Source organism: Amycolatopsis albispora (assembly GCF_003312875.1).
Taxonomy (GTDB): Bacteria; Actinomycetota; Actinomycetes; order Mycobacteriales; family Pseudonocardiaceae; genus Amycolatopsis; species Amycolatopsis albispora.
Window position 1 is genome coordinate 6,977,231 of the sequence record NZ_CP015163.1, and the last position, 15,153, is coordinate 6,992,383.

The window sequence follows — 15,153 nt, forward strand, 5'->3', positions numbered from 1 at the left end:
TCTTCACGGAGAATGGCGGTGTGGAGCAACTGACGAAACCCGCCGACCCCCCGGGCGGACTGGCCGGCGAGGAGGCCAAGCGCGCCGGGCTGCGGAAGATGAAGCTGGTCGCGCTGTCCTTCCTCGGCGGCGCGTTCGTGATCTTCCTGCTGACCAGCTGGGCGCAGTCAGCGGGCTGGCCGGGCTGGGTGGGTTACGTCCGCGCGGCCGCCGAAGCGGGCATGGTCGGCGCGCTGGCCGACTGGTTCGCGGTGACCGCGTTGTTCCGGCACCCGCTCGGGATCAAGATTCCGCACACCGCGATCATCCCGAACAAGAAGGACGCGCTGGGCAAGAGCCTCGGCGACTTCGTCGGCAGCAACTTCCTGTCCGAGGCCGTGGTCCGCGACAAGCTGCGCCGCGTCGGCATCTCCGAGCGCCTCGGCGGCTGGCTCGCACAACCGGAGAACGCGGACCGCGTGACCTCCGAACTGGCCACCGTGCTGCGTGGCGCGGTGACCGTGCTCCGGGACGACGACGTGCAGGCCGTGGTCGAGCAGGCGGTCACCCGCCGCCTGCTGGACCGGCCGTGGGGGCCGCCGCTGGGCAGGCTGCTGGCCTCGGTGTTCGCCGACGGCGCCCACCACAAGCTGGTCGACCTGCTGTGCGACCGCGGGTACGAATGGGTGCGCGACAACCACACCTCGATGCTCCGGGTGGTCTCGGACCGCGCGCCGAGCTGGTCGCCGAAGTTCGTCGACGAGATGCTCGCGGACAAGGTCTACGGCGAGGTGCTGTCGTTCGCGTGGGCCATCAAGACCGACGTGAACCACCCGATGCGCCTCGCGCTGGACAAGTTCCTCGCCGAGTTCGCGCAGGACCTGCAGACCGATCCGAAGACGATGGAACGCGCGGAGCAGGTCAAGCAGCAGGTGATCGAGCACCAGGAGGTGCAGAAGCTGATCGGCTCGGCGTGGGGCACGGCGAAGGCCATGCTGCTCACCGCCGCCGAGGACCCGTCGAGCGAACTGCGCAAGCGCGTGCGCGACGGCCTGCTCAGCCTGGGCGCCAAGCTGAAGTCCGACGACGGCCTGCGCGACAAGGTGGACGGCTGGGTCGAGGGCGCGGCGGCGCACGTCGTGCTGAACTACTCGAGCGAGATCACCACGATCATCACCGACACCGTGGAGCGCTGGGACGCCGAGGAGACCTCGCGCAAGATCGAGCTCCAGGTGGGCCGGGACCTGCAGTTCATCCGGATCAACGGCACCGTGGTCGGCGCGCTGGCCGGGCTGGTCATCTACACCATCGCGCAACTGCTCTTCTGATTTCCGCGGCCGTGGTGTCGAATGGCGGCGCGTCCGTTCGTAGCCAAGGTGAGAGACCGGCAACGGGCCGGTCGCCGCTCACCGGAGGCTCACCATGTCCGTCACCACCGCCGCTCCCGCCGCCACGACCGTGACCGGCGGCGGGCTCACCGCCGCGGCCGTCGCCAGTGCCGCGACCGCGACCGTCGCCGCGGCCGCCGAGTTCGCCGGGATCGCCCCGGTGGTCGGCGGCACGCCGATCCCCGCGTTCGGCTTCGCCGTGCTGACCGCCATCTGCTCGGTGCTCGGCCTGGTACTGGCGCTGGTGCTGGCGCGCACGGCGAGCCACCCGCGCCGCGCGTTCGTCCGCGCCACCGTCGCGCTGACCGTGTTGTCACTGGCGCCGGACGTGCTCGCGGACGCGTTGGTGACCACGAAGGCACTGCTCATGCTGACCCACGTGGTCGCCGCCGCGATCGTCATCCCGGCCGTCGCCCGTCGCCTGCCCGCCTGAATCCCCCGTTTCCCGTGAGGAGTTCCGAGATGAAGCACTACCTGCTCGCCGTCCAGATCGACGAAACCGTGCCGGAGCCGGAGGACGAGCTGCGGGAGCAGCTGGCCAGGACGGCGAAGGTCAGCGACGAGATCAAGGCCGCCGGGGCGTGGGTGTTCGCCGGTGGGCTGCTGCCCTCGCACGCCAGCACGGTCGTCCGCCCCGGCAACGGCACCACCACGATGACCGACGGCCCGTTCGCCGAGACGAAGGAGCAGCTCGGCGGGTTCTGGGTGATCCAGTGCGAGGACCTCGACGAGGCGCTGGCCTGGGCGGACAGGTGCGCGCTGGCGTGCGCGCGCCCGATCGAGGTGCGGCCGTTCGACGACGTCGTGTGATGAGCGTCGATCTCGACGGCGTCTACCGGGCGGAGTACGGCCGGTGCGTGGCCACGCTGACGCGCCTCCTCGGCGACATCGGGCTCGCCGAGGAGGCTGTGCAGGACGCGTTCGCGGTGGCCGTCCAGAAGTGGGAAGAGGCGCTGCCCGCCAATCCCGGCGCGTGGATCGTGACCACCGCGCGCAACCGGGCGATCGACCGGCTGCGCCGGGAGTCCACCCGCGAAGCGCGGCACGCGCAAGCCCTGCTGCTGCACCAATCCGACGAGCCGGAGGAGGTGGGCCCGGTGCGCGACGACCAGCTCCGCCTGATCTTCACCTGCTGCCACCCGGCGCTCTCGCCGCTCGCGCAGACCGCGCTCACGCTGCGCCTGCTCGGCGGGCTGGAGGTGCCGGAGATCGCGCGGGCGTACCTGGTGCCGGAGGCGACCATCTCGCAGCGGATCGTCCGGGCGAAGAAGAAGATCCGGGACGCGGGCATCCCGTACCGGGTGCCGGAGGCGGCGGAGCTGCCCGATCGGCTGGCGCCCGTGCTGACCGTGCTCTATCTGGTGTTCAACGAGGGGTACACCTCGACCTCGGGTGAGCTGGTGCGGACGGATCTGTGCGCGGAGGCGGTCCGGCTGGCACGGGCGCTGGCCGAGCTGATGCCCGACGAGCCGGAGGTACTCGGGTTGCTGGCGTTGCTGCTGCTCACCGAGGCGAGGCGGCCGGCGCGGGTGGGGCCGTCGGGGGAGCTGGTGGTGCTCGCGGAGCAGGACCGGTCGTTGTGGAACCGGGCGCTGATCGCGGAGGGGCACGAGCTGGTGCGGCGGTGCCTGCGGCGGAACCAGCCGGGCCCGTACCAGCTCCAGGCGGCGATCAACGCCGTGCACACCGATGGCGAGGCGACCGACTGGGCGCAGGTGCTGGCGTTGTACGACCAGCTGCTGCAGCACGCGCCGACGCCGATCGTGGCGCTGAACCGGGCGGTCGCCGTCGCCGAGGTCCACGGCCCGGCGATGGCGCTGGCCACCATCGAGGACCTGGACCTGCCGGGTTACCACCTGCTGCCCGCGACGCGGGCGGATCTGCTGGCGCGCCTCGGCCGCACGGCGGACGCGGCCGCCGCCTACGACGAGGCGATCGAGCTGGCGAAGAACCCGACGGAACGCGCCTTCCTGAAAGGGCGGCGAGCCACACTCGCCTGACGCGGACACGAATGTGGCTTCCGGGGCCGAATCCGCCCCCAAAGCCACATTCGTGTCCTGCCTCGGCGCGCCCGCCGGGCGGTTCGGCGCTGGGCGGCTCGCCCCCCGCCAACGTCACGAAAGCCACATTCGAGACGCCAAACGTCTCGAAAGCCACATTCGTGACACCCGCCCCGCCCGGTCGGAAGTTCACGCTGGGCATCACCTGGTTGGCGGTTGGCGGCCCTCCGGGTGACCCTCCAGCGGGGGAGTTATCCACAGAAACCCGAGTTATCCCCCGGGTTGTCCACAGGTTCGAACGGTGTGGTAGGGCCCCGGCTCACGACTGGGTGGCGCGTTGCCGCCACGCCCGGGCCTTCTCCCGGTTGCCGCAGGCGCTCATCGAGCACCACGCCCGCGAGCGGTTCCGCGAACGGTCGTAGAACGCCCACCGGCAGTTGTCCGCCGGGCAGATCTTGATCCGCGCGAACTCCCCGAGCAGCGAAAGCCGCGCCGCCGCCGCGAGCACCGCGCCCACCGCCGAGTCCGCGACCAGCGACGGGCCGGCCGGGGTCACCGCGATCCGCACCGGCACGTCCACCTCGCCCGCGGTCGCGTGCGGATCACCGGCCAGGGCGCGCAGGGATTCCCGCGTCGAACGCGCCTCGCCGACCGGGCCCGGCCGCAGGTCGCGGGCCGCGGCCCAGGCGTGCCACGAGTCGGCGCCGCGCAGCTCGTCGGTCCCCTCTTCCACATCGACCGTGTTCAGGAAGTCGAGCACCAGCGTGACGTCGGCTTCCGGCGTGGTGCGCACGTTCCCAGTGTAGGCACCGAACCGGTTGTGCCCGCCCGCGCTAACCGCCATAATCGAAACACCGGTTACCGACCACGGGAGGAACAACGATGACCACCGCGGTACCCACGTTCGGCTCGGTGGTGCTCGACTGCGCGGACGCGCCCGAGCTGGCCGCCTTCTACGCCAAGCTGCTCGACTGGCCCGACGCCGACGGCGACGAACAGTGGCGGACCCTGAGCAACCCGGCGGGCGGTCCCAAGATCGAGTTCCAGCGGGTGGCCGACTTCCGCGCCCCCGACTGGCCGTCGCCGAAGAAGCCGCAGCAGTTCCACCTCGACCTGACCGTCACCGACCTGGCCGCCGCGCACGAGCGCGCGCTGCACCTCGGCGCCCGCCTGCTCGACGACTCGAACGACCACGACGGCAAGGGCTTCCGCGTCTACGCCGACCCGGCCGGGCACCCGTTCTGCCTCTGCGCGTGCTGAGGCGCACCCATGCGGCCCCGGTTATGCGTAGGCTGTGACACGTGATTTGTCCGAAGTGCCAGAACCAGATGAGGACGCTGAACAAGAACGGCGTCCACCTCGAACAGTGCGGCGGCTGCCGCGGCATCTTCCTCGATGCCGGGGAGCTGGAGCAGATCGTCGCGGCCGAGGGCTCCTACTACGGCCACGGCGCCCCGCCCGCCTACGCGCCGGGCGGCCACGCCCCGCGCTACGGCGACTCCCCCAAGCCGTTCCGCCACGGGCACGGTGACTCCCCGCGCCCCTACGGCGGGCACGGTGGTCACGGCTACTCGGACTCGCCTCGCGGGTACCGCGGCGGTCACGGCTACGGCGACTCGCCGCGTGCCTACGGCGGGCACGGGCACAAGCGCCGCAAGGGTTTCCTCGAAAACCTCTTCGACTGAGCACCGAGTACGCGTGCTCGACCTGAAGATCTGCCCTGGCTGCGGTGACCGGGGCGACTACCCGGTCACCGCCGCGGGCGAACTGTCGTGCCCGCGTTGCGGTCACCACTGGCCGTTCCGGCGCCTGCCGCTGTTCGCGCTCACCGGGCCCAGCGGCGCGGGCAAGTCCACGGTCGGCCCGCGGCTGGCGGAGAAGCTGAGCGGCCGGGTCGTCGCGCTGGAGCAGGACGTGCTCTGGACCGGCGTGCTGCGGGAAAGCTCGCCGGACGGCTACGGCACCGGCGCGTTCCGCTCGACCTGGCTGCGGATGGCCGCGATGATCCACCAGAGCGGACGGCCGGTGGTGCTCTGCGGCACGGTCGCGCCGCCGGAGTTCGAGCCGCTGCCCGAGCGCGCCTACTTCGACCGCATCCACTACCTCGCGTTCGTCGCCGAGCCCGCGGCGCTGGCCGAGCGGCTGCGCGCGCGGCCCGCGTGGCGCGAATGGGACGAGCCCCGCATCGCGGAGATGCTCGAATTCAACGATTGGCTGCGCGAATCGGCGGCCACGCTCGACCCGCCGGTGGACCTCTTCGACACCACCACCGCGACCATTGACGACGCGGTGGACCACGCGCTGCGCTGGATCGAGGCCCGGCTACCCGCCTAACGGCCAGCGGTGCGGGCTGTCCGGGGCGTCGAGCCAGAACTCCTGCCGGTCACCGTCGACGGTCAGGCCGAACCGCCCGCGGTCGGGCTTGCCGAGCCTGCGCCAGCGCACCCGTGCCTGCTCGGCGCGGTCCCAGAGATGACGCGGGCCGCCCTGGGAAACCACCAGGCGACCGTGCTGCTCGGCGTGCCGCACCCAGGAACCGTCCGGGTGCACCAGGTAGACCACGCCCGCGTCGCCGGGATACGCGGGCAGCACGCCCTCCAGTTCGAGGCTGGCGAAGAACTCCAGCGGGCTCGACGGGCTCAGCACCGCCGAAATCGGCAGCGAGGTCCGGCGCGTCTCGTCCGGTTCGGCGTCGCGCAACCGGGACAGCAGGTCGAGCGGGTCGTCGAGCCGGTGGGCTCGCAGCGGCATGAAGCGGCCGTCCTTCGTCAGCACCCGCCCGTGCGCGAGGGCGCCCTCCTCGGCGACCAGCCGCACCAGGCCCGCGCCGATCGGCCGGTTCAGCGTGGTGACGATCAGCCCGCCCGGCCGCGTCTGCGCCACCCAGTCCGGTGGAATGGCCGACACCGCGCAGGTGCACAGCACACGGTCGAACGGCGCGCTGTCAGGCAACCCGCGTGCGCCGTCGCCGGTGACGCAGTCCGGATGGTGGCCCGCTTTGGCGAGTGCGGCGGAGGCGGTGCGCACCAGTGCCGGGTCGATGTCCACAGTGGACACATTCGCGTCGCCGAGGCGGTGGCACAGCAGCGCGGTGTTGTACCCGGTGCCGGTGCCGACCTCCAGCACGCGTGCCCGGTCGCCGGTGCGCAGCTCCTCGAGCATGATCGCCATGATCGTCGGCATGCTGGACGAGCAGGTCGGCGTGCCGGGCACCGGGCCGTCCGCCCGTGCCCGCTCCCACGCCGACTCGTCGCCGTCGAGCTGGGTGACCAGCACCTGGTCGGCGTAGACCTGGTCGAGCCAGCCGTCGTCGCCCTCGGCCACGGCGCGCCAGCCGCCGCCGGTCGCGGCGAAGAACCGCGGCACGAACAGCTCGCGCGGCACCGCCGCGAAGGCCTCGGCCCAGGCGGGCTCGGTCAGCGCACCGGTCCGCCGCAGCCGGGCCGCCAGTGCTTGGCACCGATCCATCCACCCAGGTTAGTCCGGTGACGCACACCTCACTCGATGGTTGCAAGCAGAGTGCTTGCAATAGCTAGCACTGCCGCGTACCGTCGGTGGTGTCGAGAGGAGAGGTTCCGCGGATGACCGACCAGGGCAAGCCGATGGAGAAGGTCGCGGACATCGCTTCCGACATCGGCGAGTACATCCGGCAGCAGCGCAACAGCGCGAAGATCTCGTTGCGCCAGCTGTCCAAGCTCGCCGGGGTTTCCAACCCGTACTTGAGCCAGATCGAGCGCGGGGTGCGCAAGCCCAGCGCGGAGATCCTGCAGCAGATCGCGAAGGGTCTGCGCATCTCCGCCGAAGCGCTCTACGTGCAGGCCGGGATTCTCGACCTGCCGAAGGGCGGGCCGGTCGGCGACGCCATCCGCGCCGACACCGAGCTCACCGAGCGCCAGAAGCAGGTCCTGCTCGACGTGTACGAGTCCTTCCGCCGCGAGAACCATGTGGCCGAAGCGACCGCCAAGCCACCAGCCACCGCTGGCGAAGAGACCACCAGCAAGGAGTGAGGAACCAGATGAGCACCCCCACCAGCAACCGCACCGAAGAAGCCCGCAAGAACCTGAACACCGCGCTGGAGCAGGTCCGCACGCCGCTGCTCGCCGCGCTCGGCGCCGGCAACCTGGCCGCCGAGGCCGTGGCCGAGGCCGTGAACAAGGCGAAGGCCCGCGTGACCGAGGGCAGCGAGACCGCCCGCAAGAACATCGAAGAGCTGCCCGCCGACGTGGAAAGCCTTCGCGGGAAGCTGGACCCGGCCGAGCTGCGCAAGCTGATCGACGAGTACACCGACGCGGCGCTGAAGCTGTACCACAAGCTGGCCGAGTCCGGTGAGCAGGCGTGGGACCGCTTCGCCGCGCAGCCGCAGGTCAAGAACGTGATCGACCAGCTGGAAGAGGTCGTGCACACGGTCGAGGAGCGCGTCGAGGGCGTGACCACCGAGACCCGCGAGCGCGTCGAGGACGTGCTGGGCAAGGTGACCCGCAAGACCCGCTCGGTGGGCGAGAAGACCGCCCGCACCGTGGAGAAGGTCGCCGACGAGGCCGCCGAGTCCGTCGAGGACCTCGGTGAGGACGTGGCCCACGAGGTCCGCAGCGCCAGCCGCAAGGCCGCCAACCGGACCGCGCCGAAGCCGGCCACCGCCGCCCGTCGCACCGCGGCCACCAGCACCACCAAGAAGAGCACCGGCAGCACCGGCAACACCGCCGCCCCGAAGACCGACAAGTAGGGTCTTCCGGCACGGTTTCCGCAGGCCCCGGCCCCCTTGAGGAGCCGGGGCCTGAGGTGTTCGCCCGGTTTGCCGTACCCTGGCAGCGTGCCGTTAATCGCAATGTGGATCGTCGACATCATCCACTGGGCCGGGGTGGTGGCTGGCGCGTTCGCCTTCCTGCATTCGCTGACCCAGCGGGCGGACGCCTACACCGCGGCGGACCGCAAGACCAAGCCGATCTGGATGGCCATCACCGGTGGCAGCACCGCGGCGATGGCGCTGTTCGGCTTCTACGGGCCGGGCATGATCTTCTGGCTGGCCGGGCTGGTCGCCTCGCTGGTCTACATCGTGGACGTCCGCCCGAAACTGATCGAGGTCCAGCGCGGCGGCCACAACTGGTGACTAGGCCTGCCCCTCGCCCACCACCACCCTCAACGGACGCTTCGCGCGTTACTAACCTGGCGGGGTGACTCGCACCTGGACCATCGCCGGTTCCCTGTCCGTCGAACCGGCCACGCAGCGCACCGACCTGCTCGCCGAGCCCGTGGCCAAGGCACTGGCCGCGCTGGAGAACCACCGCGAAGAGGCCGGCGTCGCCCCGATCGATCCCGAACTCGCCGACACGGCCGCCTTCTGCGAGGCCTACGGCTCCCCGCTCGCCGCTTCCGCCAACTGCGTGGTGGTCTCCGGCAAGCGCGCCGGTGAGGTCCGCTACGCCGCCGCCATGGTGCTCGCCACCACGCGCGCGGACGTGAACAACGTGATCAAGCGCCGCCTCGACGTGCGCAAGGCCAGTTTCGCGCCGATGGCCGAGGCGGTCGAGCTGACCGGCATGGAGTACGGCGGCATCACCCCGGTCGGACTGCCGGAGGGCTGGCCGATCCTGGTGGACAAGGCCGTGGCCGAGGCACCCGAACTGGTCGTCGGCAGCGGCATCCGCGGCAGCAAGCTGCTGGTCAGCGGTGCGCTGCTGGCTTCGCTGCCGGGCGCGGAGGTGGTCGAGGACCTGGGCAAGGTTTGAGTTGTCTGCCGCGCCTTCGGCGCGACCTCGCGTGCGGGGCGGCTGACGTTGGCTGGGCTGGAAGTTGGGGGCCTGCCGTGCCATGGCCTGGTGGCTGGCGCGAACCCGCGGCGGGGGTGGCCGGGTGGGGGTGCCCCGGCGGTGGCAGGCTGGGCGCAGCCAGCAACCGTCCGTGAAGGAGCAGTTCTATGGGCAAGGTCACCGCCACCGCCGAGCGCCGGATCGATGCGCCGGTGGAGAAGGTGCGGGCACTCGTCGCCGACTACAGCGCGCGGCCGGAGATCCTCACCGAGCAGTACCGCGACTACGAGGTCGTCGAGGGCGGCACCGGCGCGGGCACGGTCGCCAAGTGGAAGCTGCAGGCCACCTCGAAGCGCGTGCGCGACGTCGCGGCCACCGTCTCCGAGCCCGCCCCCGGCACCCTGGTCGAGACCGACGCCAACTCGTCGATGGTGACCACCTGGACCGTGCGCGAGGCGGGCGGGGGCACCCTGGTCCGGATCGAGACCACCTGGACCGGCGCGGGCGGCATCGGCGGCTTCTTCGAGAAGACCTTCGCGCCCGCGGGCCTCAAGCGGATCTACGACGGCGTGCTCCAGAACCTCGAAAAGGCGGTCTGAGCCACAAGCCGGAATGCCGGGTCCGCCGGACCCGTTCTGGCAGACAGGCACGTCCTCGACGAACAGGAGTTCCGTGGTGACCGCACCGACCAAGGCAACCGAGATCCGGCTCGCCGCCCGCCCGCACGGCCTGCCGACGCCGGCGGACTTTTCCATTGTGGACACCGAGATCCCGTCGCCGGGGCCGGGGCAGTTGCTGGTGCGCAACGAGTTCGTCAGCGTCGACCCGTACATGCGCGGCCGGATGTCGGAGGCCAAGTCGTACGCCGAGCCGTACGAGCTGGGCAAGGTGATGCACGGCGGCGCGGCCGGCGAGGTGGTCGAGTCCACTGTGGACGGATTCGCGCCCGGGGACAAGGTGGTGCACCAGCTCGGCTGGCGCAGCCACGCGGTGGTCGACGCGAAGCACGCGCTGAAGGTCGACGCTGAACTGGCGCCGCTGAGCACCTACCTCGGCGTGCTCGGCATGACCGGGCACACCGCCTGGGTCGGGCTGCACGAGATCGCGCATCTCACGCCGGACGACACCGTGTTCATCTCGGGCGCGGCCGGTGCGGTCGGCTCGGTCGCCGGTCAGCTGGCGAAGCTCAACGGCGCCAAGCGGGTCATCGGCAGCGCGGGCTCGGCGGAGAAGGTCCGGTGGCTCACCGAGGACCTCGGGTTCGACGCCGCGTTCAACTACAAGGACGGCCCGGTCGCCGCGCAGTTGGCGGAAGCCGCGCCGGACGGCGTCGACCTGTACTTCGACAACGTCGGCGGCGAGCACCTCGAAGCGGCCATCGAGTCGGCGAACCTGCACGCGCGCTTCGCGGTGTGCGGCATGATTTCGACCTACAACGACACCGAAGCCGTGCCGGGGCCGCGGAACCTGATGAAGATCGTCGGGAAGCGGCTGAACATCCACGGTTTCCTGGTCCTCGACCACGGCGCCAAGCAGCCGGAGTTCGTCGCCGAGGTGGCGCCGCTGGTCGCTGGCGGGCAGCTGAAGTACTCCGAAACCGTGGTGGACGGTATTCGCAACGCGCCGCAGGCGTTCATCGACATGCTGGGCGGCGCCAACACCGGGAAGATGCTGGTCCGTGTCTGAACTGATCGTGTACGGGGCCGGTTGGTGCCCCGACGTGCGCCGCAGCCGGGCGCTCCTCGACCGCGAGGGCGTCGAATACCGCTATGTCGACGTGGAAGCCGACGCCGAAGCCGAAGCGAAGGTGCGCGAGCTGCAGGACGGCGCCCGGCGCATCCCCACCATCGTCTTCGGCGACGGCACCTTCCTGGTCGAACCGTCGGACGACGCGCTTTCCGCGCACCTGGCCAGGTAGGCGGCGGGCCGCACCGGCGTCAGAAGACGACGGTGCGGTTCCCGTGCACCAGGACGCGGTTCTCCAGGTGCCACCGCAGGCCCTTGGCCAGGGTGAACTTCTCGATGTCGCGGCCCTTGCGCACCATGTCGGTGACCGAGTCGCCGTGGCCGACGCGGATCACGTCCTGCTCGATGATCGGCCCGGCATCCAGGTCCGCGGTCACGTAGTGGCAGGTCGCGCCGACCAGCTTCACGCCGCGCGCGTGCGCCTGGTGGTACGGCCGCGCGCCGATGAACGAGGGCAGGAAGCTGTGGTGGATGTTCAGCGCCCGCCCAGCCCAGGCCTCGCACAGTTCCGCGGGCAGGATCTGCATGAACCGCGCCAGCACGATCGCGTGCGGGTCGTGCGAGTCGACCAGCTCGCGCACGCGCGCGAAGGCCTCGGCCTTGCCGTCGGCCGGGAAGGGCACGTGGTGGAACGGGATGCCGTGCGCCCGCGTGATGTCGCCGAGCGATTCGTGGTTGCCGATCACCGCGCTGACGTCCACGTCCAGCTCCCCGGAGGCGACCCGCCCGAGCAGGTCGTACAGGCAGTGCCCCTCCTTCGAGACCAGGATCACCACGCGCCGCCGCTCGGCGGTGTCGGCGACCGCCCAGTCGGTGTCGCTGCCCAGCGAGCGCGCCACCCCGGCGAACCGGGCACGCAGCTCGTCCACGTCGAACGGCAGCGAGTCGGCGCGCACTTCCTGCCGGGTGAAGAACCAGCCGGTCTCCGGATCGGTGTGGTAGGCGGCCTCGACGATCCAGCCGCCGGCCTCGGCCAGGAAGGCGGCGATGCGCGCGACGATCCCGGTCCGGTCGGGGCAGCCGAAGGTGATCACATATCTGCGTTCTGACGGTGGCACGGTTGCCCATCCTTCCCCGTGCGCCCCGGCACGGCGCGGCGGGCCACCTCCAAAGCGGCCACCACCGCCAAGCCGATGCCGAACGCCAGCAGCAGGCCCTTCACCGGCTCGCCGCCGAACTGCGCGCCGCCGAGCAGGCCGAGCAGCACGCTGTAGACCGCCCACAGCGAGGCGCCGAGCGCGTCGAGCGCGATGAACCGCCGCAGTGGGTACCGCATGCTGCCGGTGGCCAGCCCGGTCGCCACCCGCCCGCCCGGCAGGTACCGCGCGGCGACGATCAGCAGCGCACCCCGCTCGGTCACCTTCCGCCGCGCCCAGGCGTACCGGCGCGCGCCCTTCTCGCCGCGTTGCAGCCGGGCCACCACGGCCGGGCCGGCGGTGCGGCCGATGGTGTGGCTGAGCAGGTCACCGCCGAACGCGCCGGCGGCCGCCACCGCGGCTAGCAGTGCTAGCGCGCCGAGGTCGAATCCGACTAGCACTGCTAGGCCCACCACCGCGGTCTCGCTCGGCATGAACGGCAGCAGCGCGTCCAGTGCGGAGACCGCGAAAACCAGCAGCCACAACCACGGCGAACCGAGCGCGGCCTGCAGGAATTCGAGCACGCACCCATCGTCGGCAACCGCGGTGACGGCCCGGGATGATCGGAGTGAATATTTGGCGGGTGCGCAAGTCAGGGCATGGCGCCCGCCGCGCCGAGGCGGCCACTGGCCACCAGGGGCTCGTATCGAGTGCACGGTCCAGTACGGCGATGCCGGCGCGGCACCGCCCGGAATCACCTCGATCACGACGGGCAACCACCGACCCTGTCTGCGCGCTCTCTCAGCGCGGGGCGACGCTCGAATACGGCACGGTGACCTCGCCGAGCCGCCACCGCGACCGCCGGTCGAGCACCGGCCAGCCCCGCTCGGCCAGCAGGCGCACCGCCTCCGCCCACCGCGCCCGCGCGCCGAAGGCCTGGTATCCGGCGGCGGTGTCCCAGCAGGCGTCGAACAACGCCAGGAACTCGTGCACCGGTTCGCCCGGCACGTTGCGGTGGATCAGCGACTTCGGCAGCCGCTCGGCCAGCCCGGACGGCCGGTCCAGGCTCGCCGCGCGGCACGACAGCGTCAGCGTCCGCGGGCCCGCCGCGGACAAGGTGATCCAGGCGCACCGCCTGCCGATCTCGTCACAGGTCCCCTCGACCAGCAGGCCACCGGGCGCGAGCTGGTCCAGCACCCGCTGCCAGGCCGCCTCGACCTCGTGCTCCGCGTACTGCCGCAGCACGTTGAACGCGCGCACCAGCACCGGCCGCGTCCCGGCCAGCTCGAACCCGCCGCGCCGGAAGTCCAGCCGCGGCGGGTCGGCGGCGGCCGCTGCCACCGCGACCCGCTCGGGGTCCAGTTCGAGGCCCAGCACACGCACCGGAGGGCACACCGAGCGGAGGCGGTGCGCCAGTTCCACCGTGGTCACCGGTGACGCGCCGTAACCGAGATCGACCACCAGCGGGTCGGGCGCCGCCCGCAGCACCGCGCCGATCGCGGGCGTGCCGGTCAGCCAGCGATCGACGCGGCGGAGGCGGTTCGGATTGGTGGTTCCCCTGGTCGGTGCGCCAACGGGTGCGCTCAGCCGTCCGCGAGCCACTTCGCGGTGAATTCCGCTTCCCGCACCAGCAGCTTCGTCACCTGCTCGGCGATCACCTGTTCCAGCTTGCCGCCGACCAGCGGGATGCGGACGCGCACCTCACCGCTGGTGACCAGCGTCGCGCCGGTGCCGTTCGGCACCAGCTCGGTGCGCGCGGTGATCTCACCGGGCACGCCGTCCACAGTGGCCTTCGCGGTACCCGTGTAGCCCTCGCCAGCGGCCTCCCACACCTGCTCGCGGTGCACGATCAGGTCACCCTTGTGGAAGGTCCGCACGGCCTGCGGCAGCTGGTCCGCGCCGATGCCCTGCACCAGCTTGTAGGCGGCCCGCCGCTGGTCAGCCGCGTGCTCCGGCAGCCCGGCGTGCTTGCCGCCCAGCAGGTCGAGGCGGGCGCGCAGCACCTCTTCCGCGGACTGCGCGTGGTAGACCTCGGCCACGCCCTGCGCGAACTCCGCGCGGTGCTCGATACGGGATGCCATGAGCGGGACAGTACCGTTCAAGGGCGTGAGCACTCTCCAAACTCCCACCCAAGCGGCCCTGAGCGAGCACACCACGCTGCGGCTCGGCGGCCCGGCCCGCCGCTTCGCCGAGGCCACCACCAGCGACGAGCTGGTCGCCGCGGTGCGTGCCGCGGACGCCGCCGGCGAACCGCTGCTGCTGCTCGGCGGCGGCTCCAACCTGGTGGTCGCCGACGAGGGCTTCGACGGCACCGTGCTCAAGATCGCCACCACCGGGCGCACCTTCCAGCCGGACGGGCCGGTGGTGCGGGTCACCGCCGAGGCCGGGGAGAACTGGGACGAGTTCGTCGCCTGGACCGTGCGTTCCGGGCTCGGCGGGCTGGAGTGCCTGTCCGGCATTCCCGGCCTGGTCGGCGCCACGCCGATCCAGAACGTCGGTGCCTACGGCTTCGAGATCGCCGACCTGCTGCGCTCGGTGCGCCTGTACGACCGCCGCACCGGCGAGGTCCGCACGCTGGCCAAGGAGCAGCTGCGGCTGGGGTACCGCACCAGCGTGCTCAAGGGCACCGATCACGGCGTGGTGCTCTCGGTCGAGCTGGACCTGCACGGCGACGGCCTGTCCAGCCCGATCCGGTACGCCGAGCTGGCGAAGAAGCTCGACGTCGAGATCGGCGCGCGCGTGCCCACCGCGTCGGTGCGCGAAGCCGTGCTCGAACTGCGCCGCGGCAAGGGCATGGTGCTCGACCCGGCCGATCACGACACCTGGAGCGCCGGGTCCTTCTTCACCAACCCGATCCTGCCCGAATCGCGGGTCACCGCGGTGCTGGCACGGATCGCCGAGGTGGTCGGCGACGACGTGCCGGTGCCGCAGTACCCCGCCGACAACGGCGTGAAGCTGTCCGCCGCGTGGCTGATCGAACGGGCCGGGTTCGGCAAGGGGCACACTGGAGCCGGTGGCCGCGTTTCGCTGTCCACCAAGCACACGCTCGCGCTGACCAACCGCGGTTCGGCGACCACGGCCGAGCTGCTGTCGCTGGCGCGCGAGGTGCGTGACGGGGTTGAGACCCGCTTCGGCGTGGAACTCCACCCGGAGCCTCTCTTGATCAATTGCGGCCTGTGACCTGGGCCGCAAGCAACCGGGAACGGCCCGGGGGCGT

21 protein-coding genes are annotated in these 15,153 nt (G+C 71.6%); 15 read left to right on the forward strand and 6 right to left on the reverse strand.

The features are described from left to right. Nucleotides 1–20: 20 nt before the first annotated feature. From A4R43_RS33050 to A4R43_RS33065, 4 genes are all read left to right on the forward strand, one after another. Nucleotides 21–1,307 carry a DUF445 domain-containing protein gene (locus A4R43_RS33050; RefSeq protein ID WP_113695670.1) on the forward strand — a complete coding sequence of 429 codons (1,287 nt, stop codon included), beginning with the start codon at nt 21–23 and terminating at the stop codon, nt 1,305–1,307. Nucleotides 1,308–1,401: 94 nt separating this feature from the next. Then, nucleotides 1,402–1,800, forward strand: coding sequence for a DUF6069 family protein (locus A4R43_RS33055; RefSeq protein ID WP_113695671.1), 399 nt, complete (start codon nt 1,402–1,404; stop codon nt 1,798–1,800). Nucleotides 1,801–1,829: 29 nt separating this feature from the next. Continuing rightward, complete coding sequence (locus tag A4R43_RS33060; protein ID WP_113695672.1) at nt 1,830–2,177, forward strand: YciI family protein; 348 nt, start codon at nt 1,830–1,832, stop codon at nt 2,175–2,177. Next, nucleotides 2,177–3,367: an RNA polymerase sigma factor gene (locus tag A4R43_RS33065; protein ID WP_113695673.1), complete on the forward strand. Its 1,191-nt coding sequence runs from the start codon at nt 2,177–2,179 to the stop codon at nt 3,365–3,367. The genes A4R43_RS33060 and A4R43_RS33065 overlap by 1 nt, the downstream gene beginning before the upstream one ends. A gap of 319 nt (nt 3,368–3,686) precedes the next feature. Here A4R43_RS33065 and A4R43_RS33070 read toward each other — a convergent pair whose 3' ends face one another. Continuing rightward, nucleotides 3,687–4,160: a CGNR zinc finger domain-containing protein gene (locus A4R43_RS33070; protein WP_236808427.1), complete on the reverse strand. Its 474-nt coding sequence runs from the start codon at nt 4,158–4,160 to the stop codon at nt 3,687–3,689. Between the two features lie 89 nt (nt 4,161–4,249). Here A4R43_RS33070 and A4R43_RS33075 point away from each other — a divergent pair, with 89 nt between their 5' ends. The 3 genes from A4R43_RS33075 to A4R43_RS33085 all read left to right on the forward strand — a co-directional run bounded on the left by A4R43_RS33075 (nt 4,250) and on the right by A4R43_RS33085 (nt 5,701). Further along, nucleotides 4,250–4,627, forward strand: coding sequence for a VOC family protein (locus tag A4R43_RS33075; RefSeq protein WP_113695675.1), 378 nt, complete (start codon nt 4,250–4,252; stop codon nt 4,625–4,627). A gap of 68 nt (nt 4,628–4,695) precedes the next feature. Further along, nucleotides 4,696–5,052, forward strand: a complete 357-nt coding sequence (locus A4R43_RS33080) for a TFIIB-type zinc ribbon-containing protein (RefSeq protein WP_236808429.1) — start codon at nt 4,696–4,698, stop codon at nt 5,050–5,052. A gap of 13 nt (nt 5,053–5,065) precedes the next feature. Next, nucleotides 5,066–5,701: an AAA family ATPase gene (locus tag A4R43_RS33085; RefSeq protein WP_113695677.1), complete on the forward strand. Its 636-nt coding sequence runs from the start codon at nt 5,066–5,068 to the stop codon at nt 5,699–5,701. Here A4R43_RS33085 and tgmC read toward each other — a convergent pair. Then, nucleotides 5,690–6,835 (reverse strand): ATP-grasp peptide maturase system methyltransferase, encoded by a 1,146-nt coding sequence (tgmC, locus tag A4R43_RS33090; RefSeq protein WP_113695678.1) that lies wholly within the window; start codon nt 6,833–6,835, stop codon nt 5,690–5,692. The two genes, A4R43_RS33085 and tgmC, sit on opposite strands and share 12 nt — an antisense overlap. Nucleotides 6,836–6,969: 134 nt before the next feature. Here tgmC and A4R43_RS33095 point away from each other — a divergent pair, with 134 nt between their 5' ends. The 7 genes from A4R43_RS33095 (at nt 6,970) to A4R43_RS33125 (ending at nt 11,032) form a co-directional block, all read left to right on the forward strand. Next, a complete protein-coding gene (locus A4R43_RS33095; protein WP_113698045.1) occupies nt 6,970–7,374 on the forward strand; it encodes a helix-turn-helix domain-containing protein in 405 nt (134 codons plus the stop codon). An 8-nt stretch (nt 7,375–7,382) separates the two neighbouring features. Continuing rightward, a complete protein-coding gene (locus A4R43_RS33100) occupies nt 7,383–8,090 on the forward strand; it encodes a hypothetical protein (protein WP_113695679.1) in 708 nt (235 codons plus the stop codon). A gap of 102 nt (nt 8,091–8,192) precedes the next feature. Beyond that, complete coding sequence (locus tag A4R43_RS33105; RefSeq protein WP_418190863.1) at nt 8,193–8,474, forward strand: DUF2516 family protein; 282 nt, start codon at nt 8,193–8,195, stop codon at nt 8,472–8,474. A 64-nt stretch (nt 8,475–8,538) separates the two neighbouring features. Further along, nucleotides 8,539–9,093 (forward strand): YbaK/EbsC family protein, encoded by a 555-nt coding sequence (locus A4R43_RS33110; RefSeq protein ID WP_113695681.1) that lies wholly within the window; start codon nt 8,539–8,541, stop codon nt 9,091–9,093. A 188-nt stretch (nt 9,094–9,281) separates the two neighbouring features. After that, the gene (locus A4R43_RS33115; protein WP_113695682.1) at nt 9,282–9,713 is read left to right on the forward strand and encodes an SRPBCC family protein; all 432 of its coding nucleotides are present in this window, start codon (nt 9,282–9,284) and stop codon (nt 9,711–9,713) included. 76 nt (nt 9,714–9,789) lie between these two features. Then, a complete protein-coding gene (locus A4R43_RS33120) occupies nt 9,790–10,800 on the forward strand; it encodes an NADP-dependent oxidoreductase (protein WP_236808431.1) in 1,011 nt (336 codons plus the stop codon). Further along, a complete protein-coding gene (locus A4R43_RS33125) occupies nt 10,793–11,032 on the forward strand; it encodes a glutaredoxin family protein (protein ID WP_113695684.1) in 240 nt (79 codons plus the stop codon). The genes A4R43_RS33120 and A4R43_RS33125 overlap by 8 nt, the downstream gene beginning before the upstream one ends. Nucleotides 11,033–11,051: 19 nt before the next feature. Here the strand turns inward: A4R43_RS33125 and purU are convergent, their stop codons facing one another. The 4 genes from purU to A4R43_RS33145 form a co-directional block, all read right to left on the reverse strand. After that, nucleotides 11,052–11,918, reverse strand: a complete 867-nt coding sequence (gene purU, locus A4R43_RS33130) for a formyltetrahydrofolate deformylase (RefSeq protein ID WP_113695685.1) — start codon at nt 11,916–11,918, stop codon at nt 11,052–11,054. Then, the gene (locus A4R43_RS33135; protein ID WP_236808432.1) at nt 11,891–12,520 is read right to left on the reverse strand and encodes a DedA family protein; all 630 of its coding nucleotides are present in this window, start codon (nt 12,518–12,520) and stop codon (nt 11,891–11,893) included. Before A4R43_RS33135 ends, purU begins: the two co-directional genes overlap by 28 nt. Nucleotides 12,521–12,737: 217 nt before the next feature. Continuing rightward, nucleotides 12,738–13,538: a class I SAM-dependent methyltransferase gene (locus tag A4R43_RS33140; RefSeq protein WP_113695686.1), complete on the reverse strand. Its 801-nt coding sequence runs from the start codon at nt 13,536–13,538 to the stop codon at nt 12,738–12,740. Continuing rightward, complete coding sequence (locus A4R43_RS33145; RefSeq protein WP_113695687.1) at nt 13,520–14,017, reverse strand: DUF2505 domain-containing protein; 498 nt, start codon at nt 14,015–14,017, stop codon at nt 13,520–13,522. The genes A4R43_RS33140 and A4R43_RS33145 overlap by 19 nt, the downstream gene beginning before the upstream one ends. A 25-nt stretch (nt 14,018–14,042) precedes the next feature. On the opposite strand from A4R43_RS33145, the gene A4R43_RS33150 reads away from it, so the two are divergent. Beyond that, nucleotides 14,043–15,116: a UDP-N-acetylmuramate dehydrogenase gene (locus A4R43_RS33150; protein WP_113695688.1), complete on the forward strand. Its 1,074-nt coding sequence runs from the start codon at nt 14,043–14,045 to the stop codon at nt 15,114–15,116. The last annotated feature ends 37 nt before the right edge of the window (nt 15,117–15,153 follow it).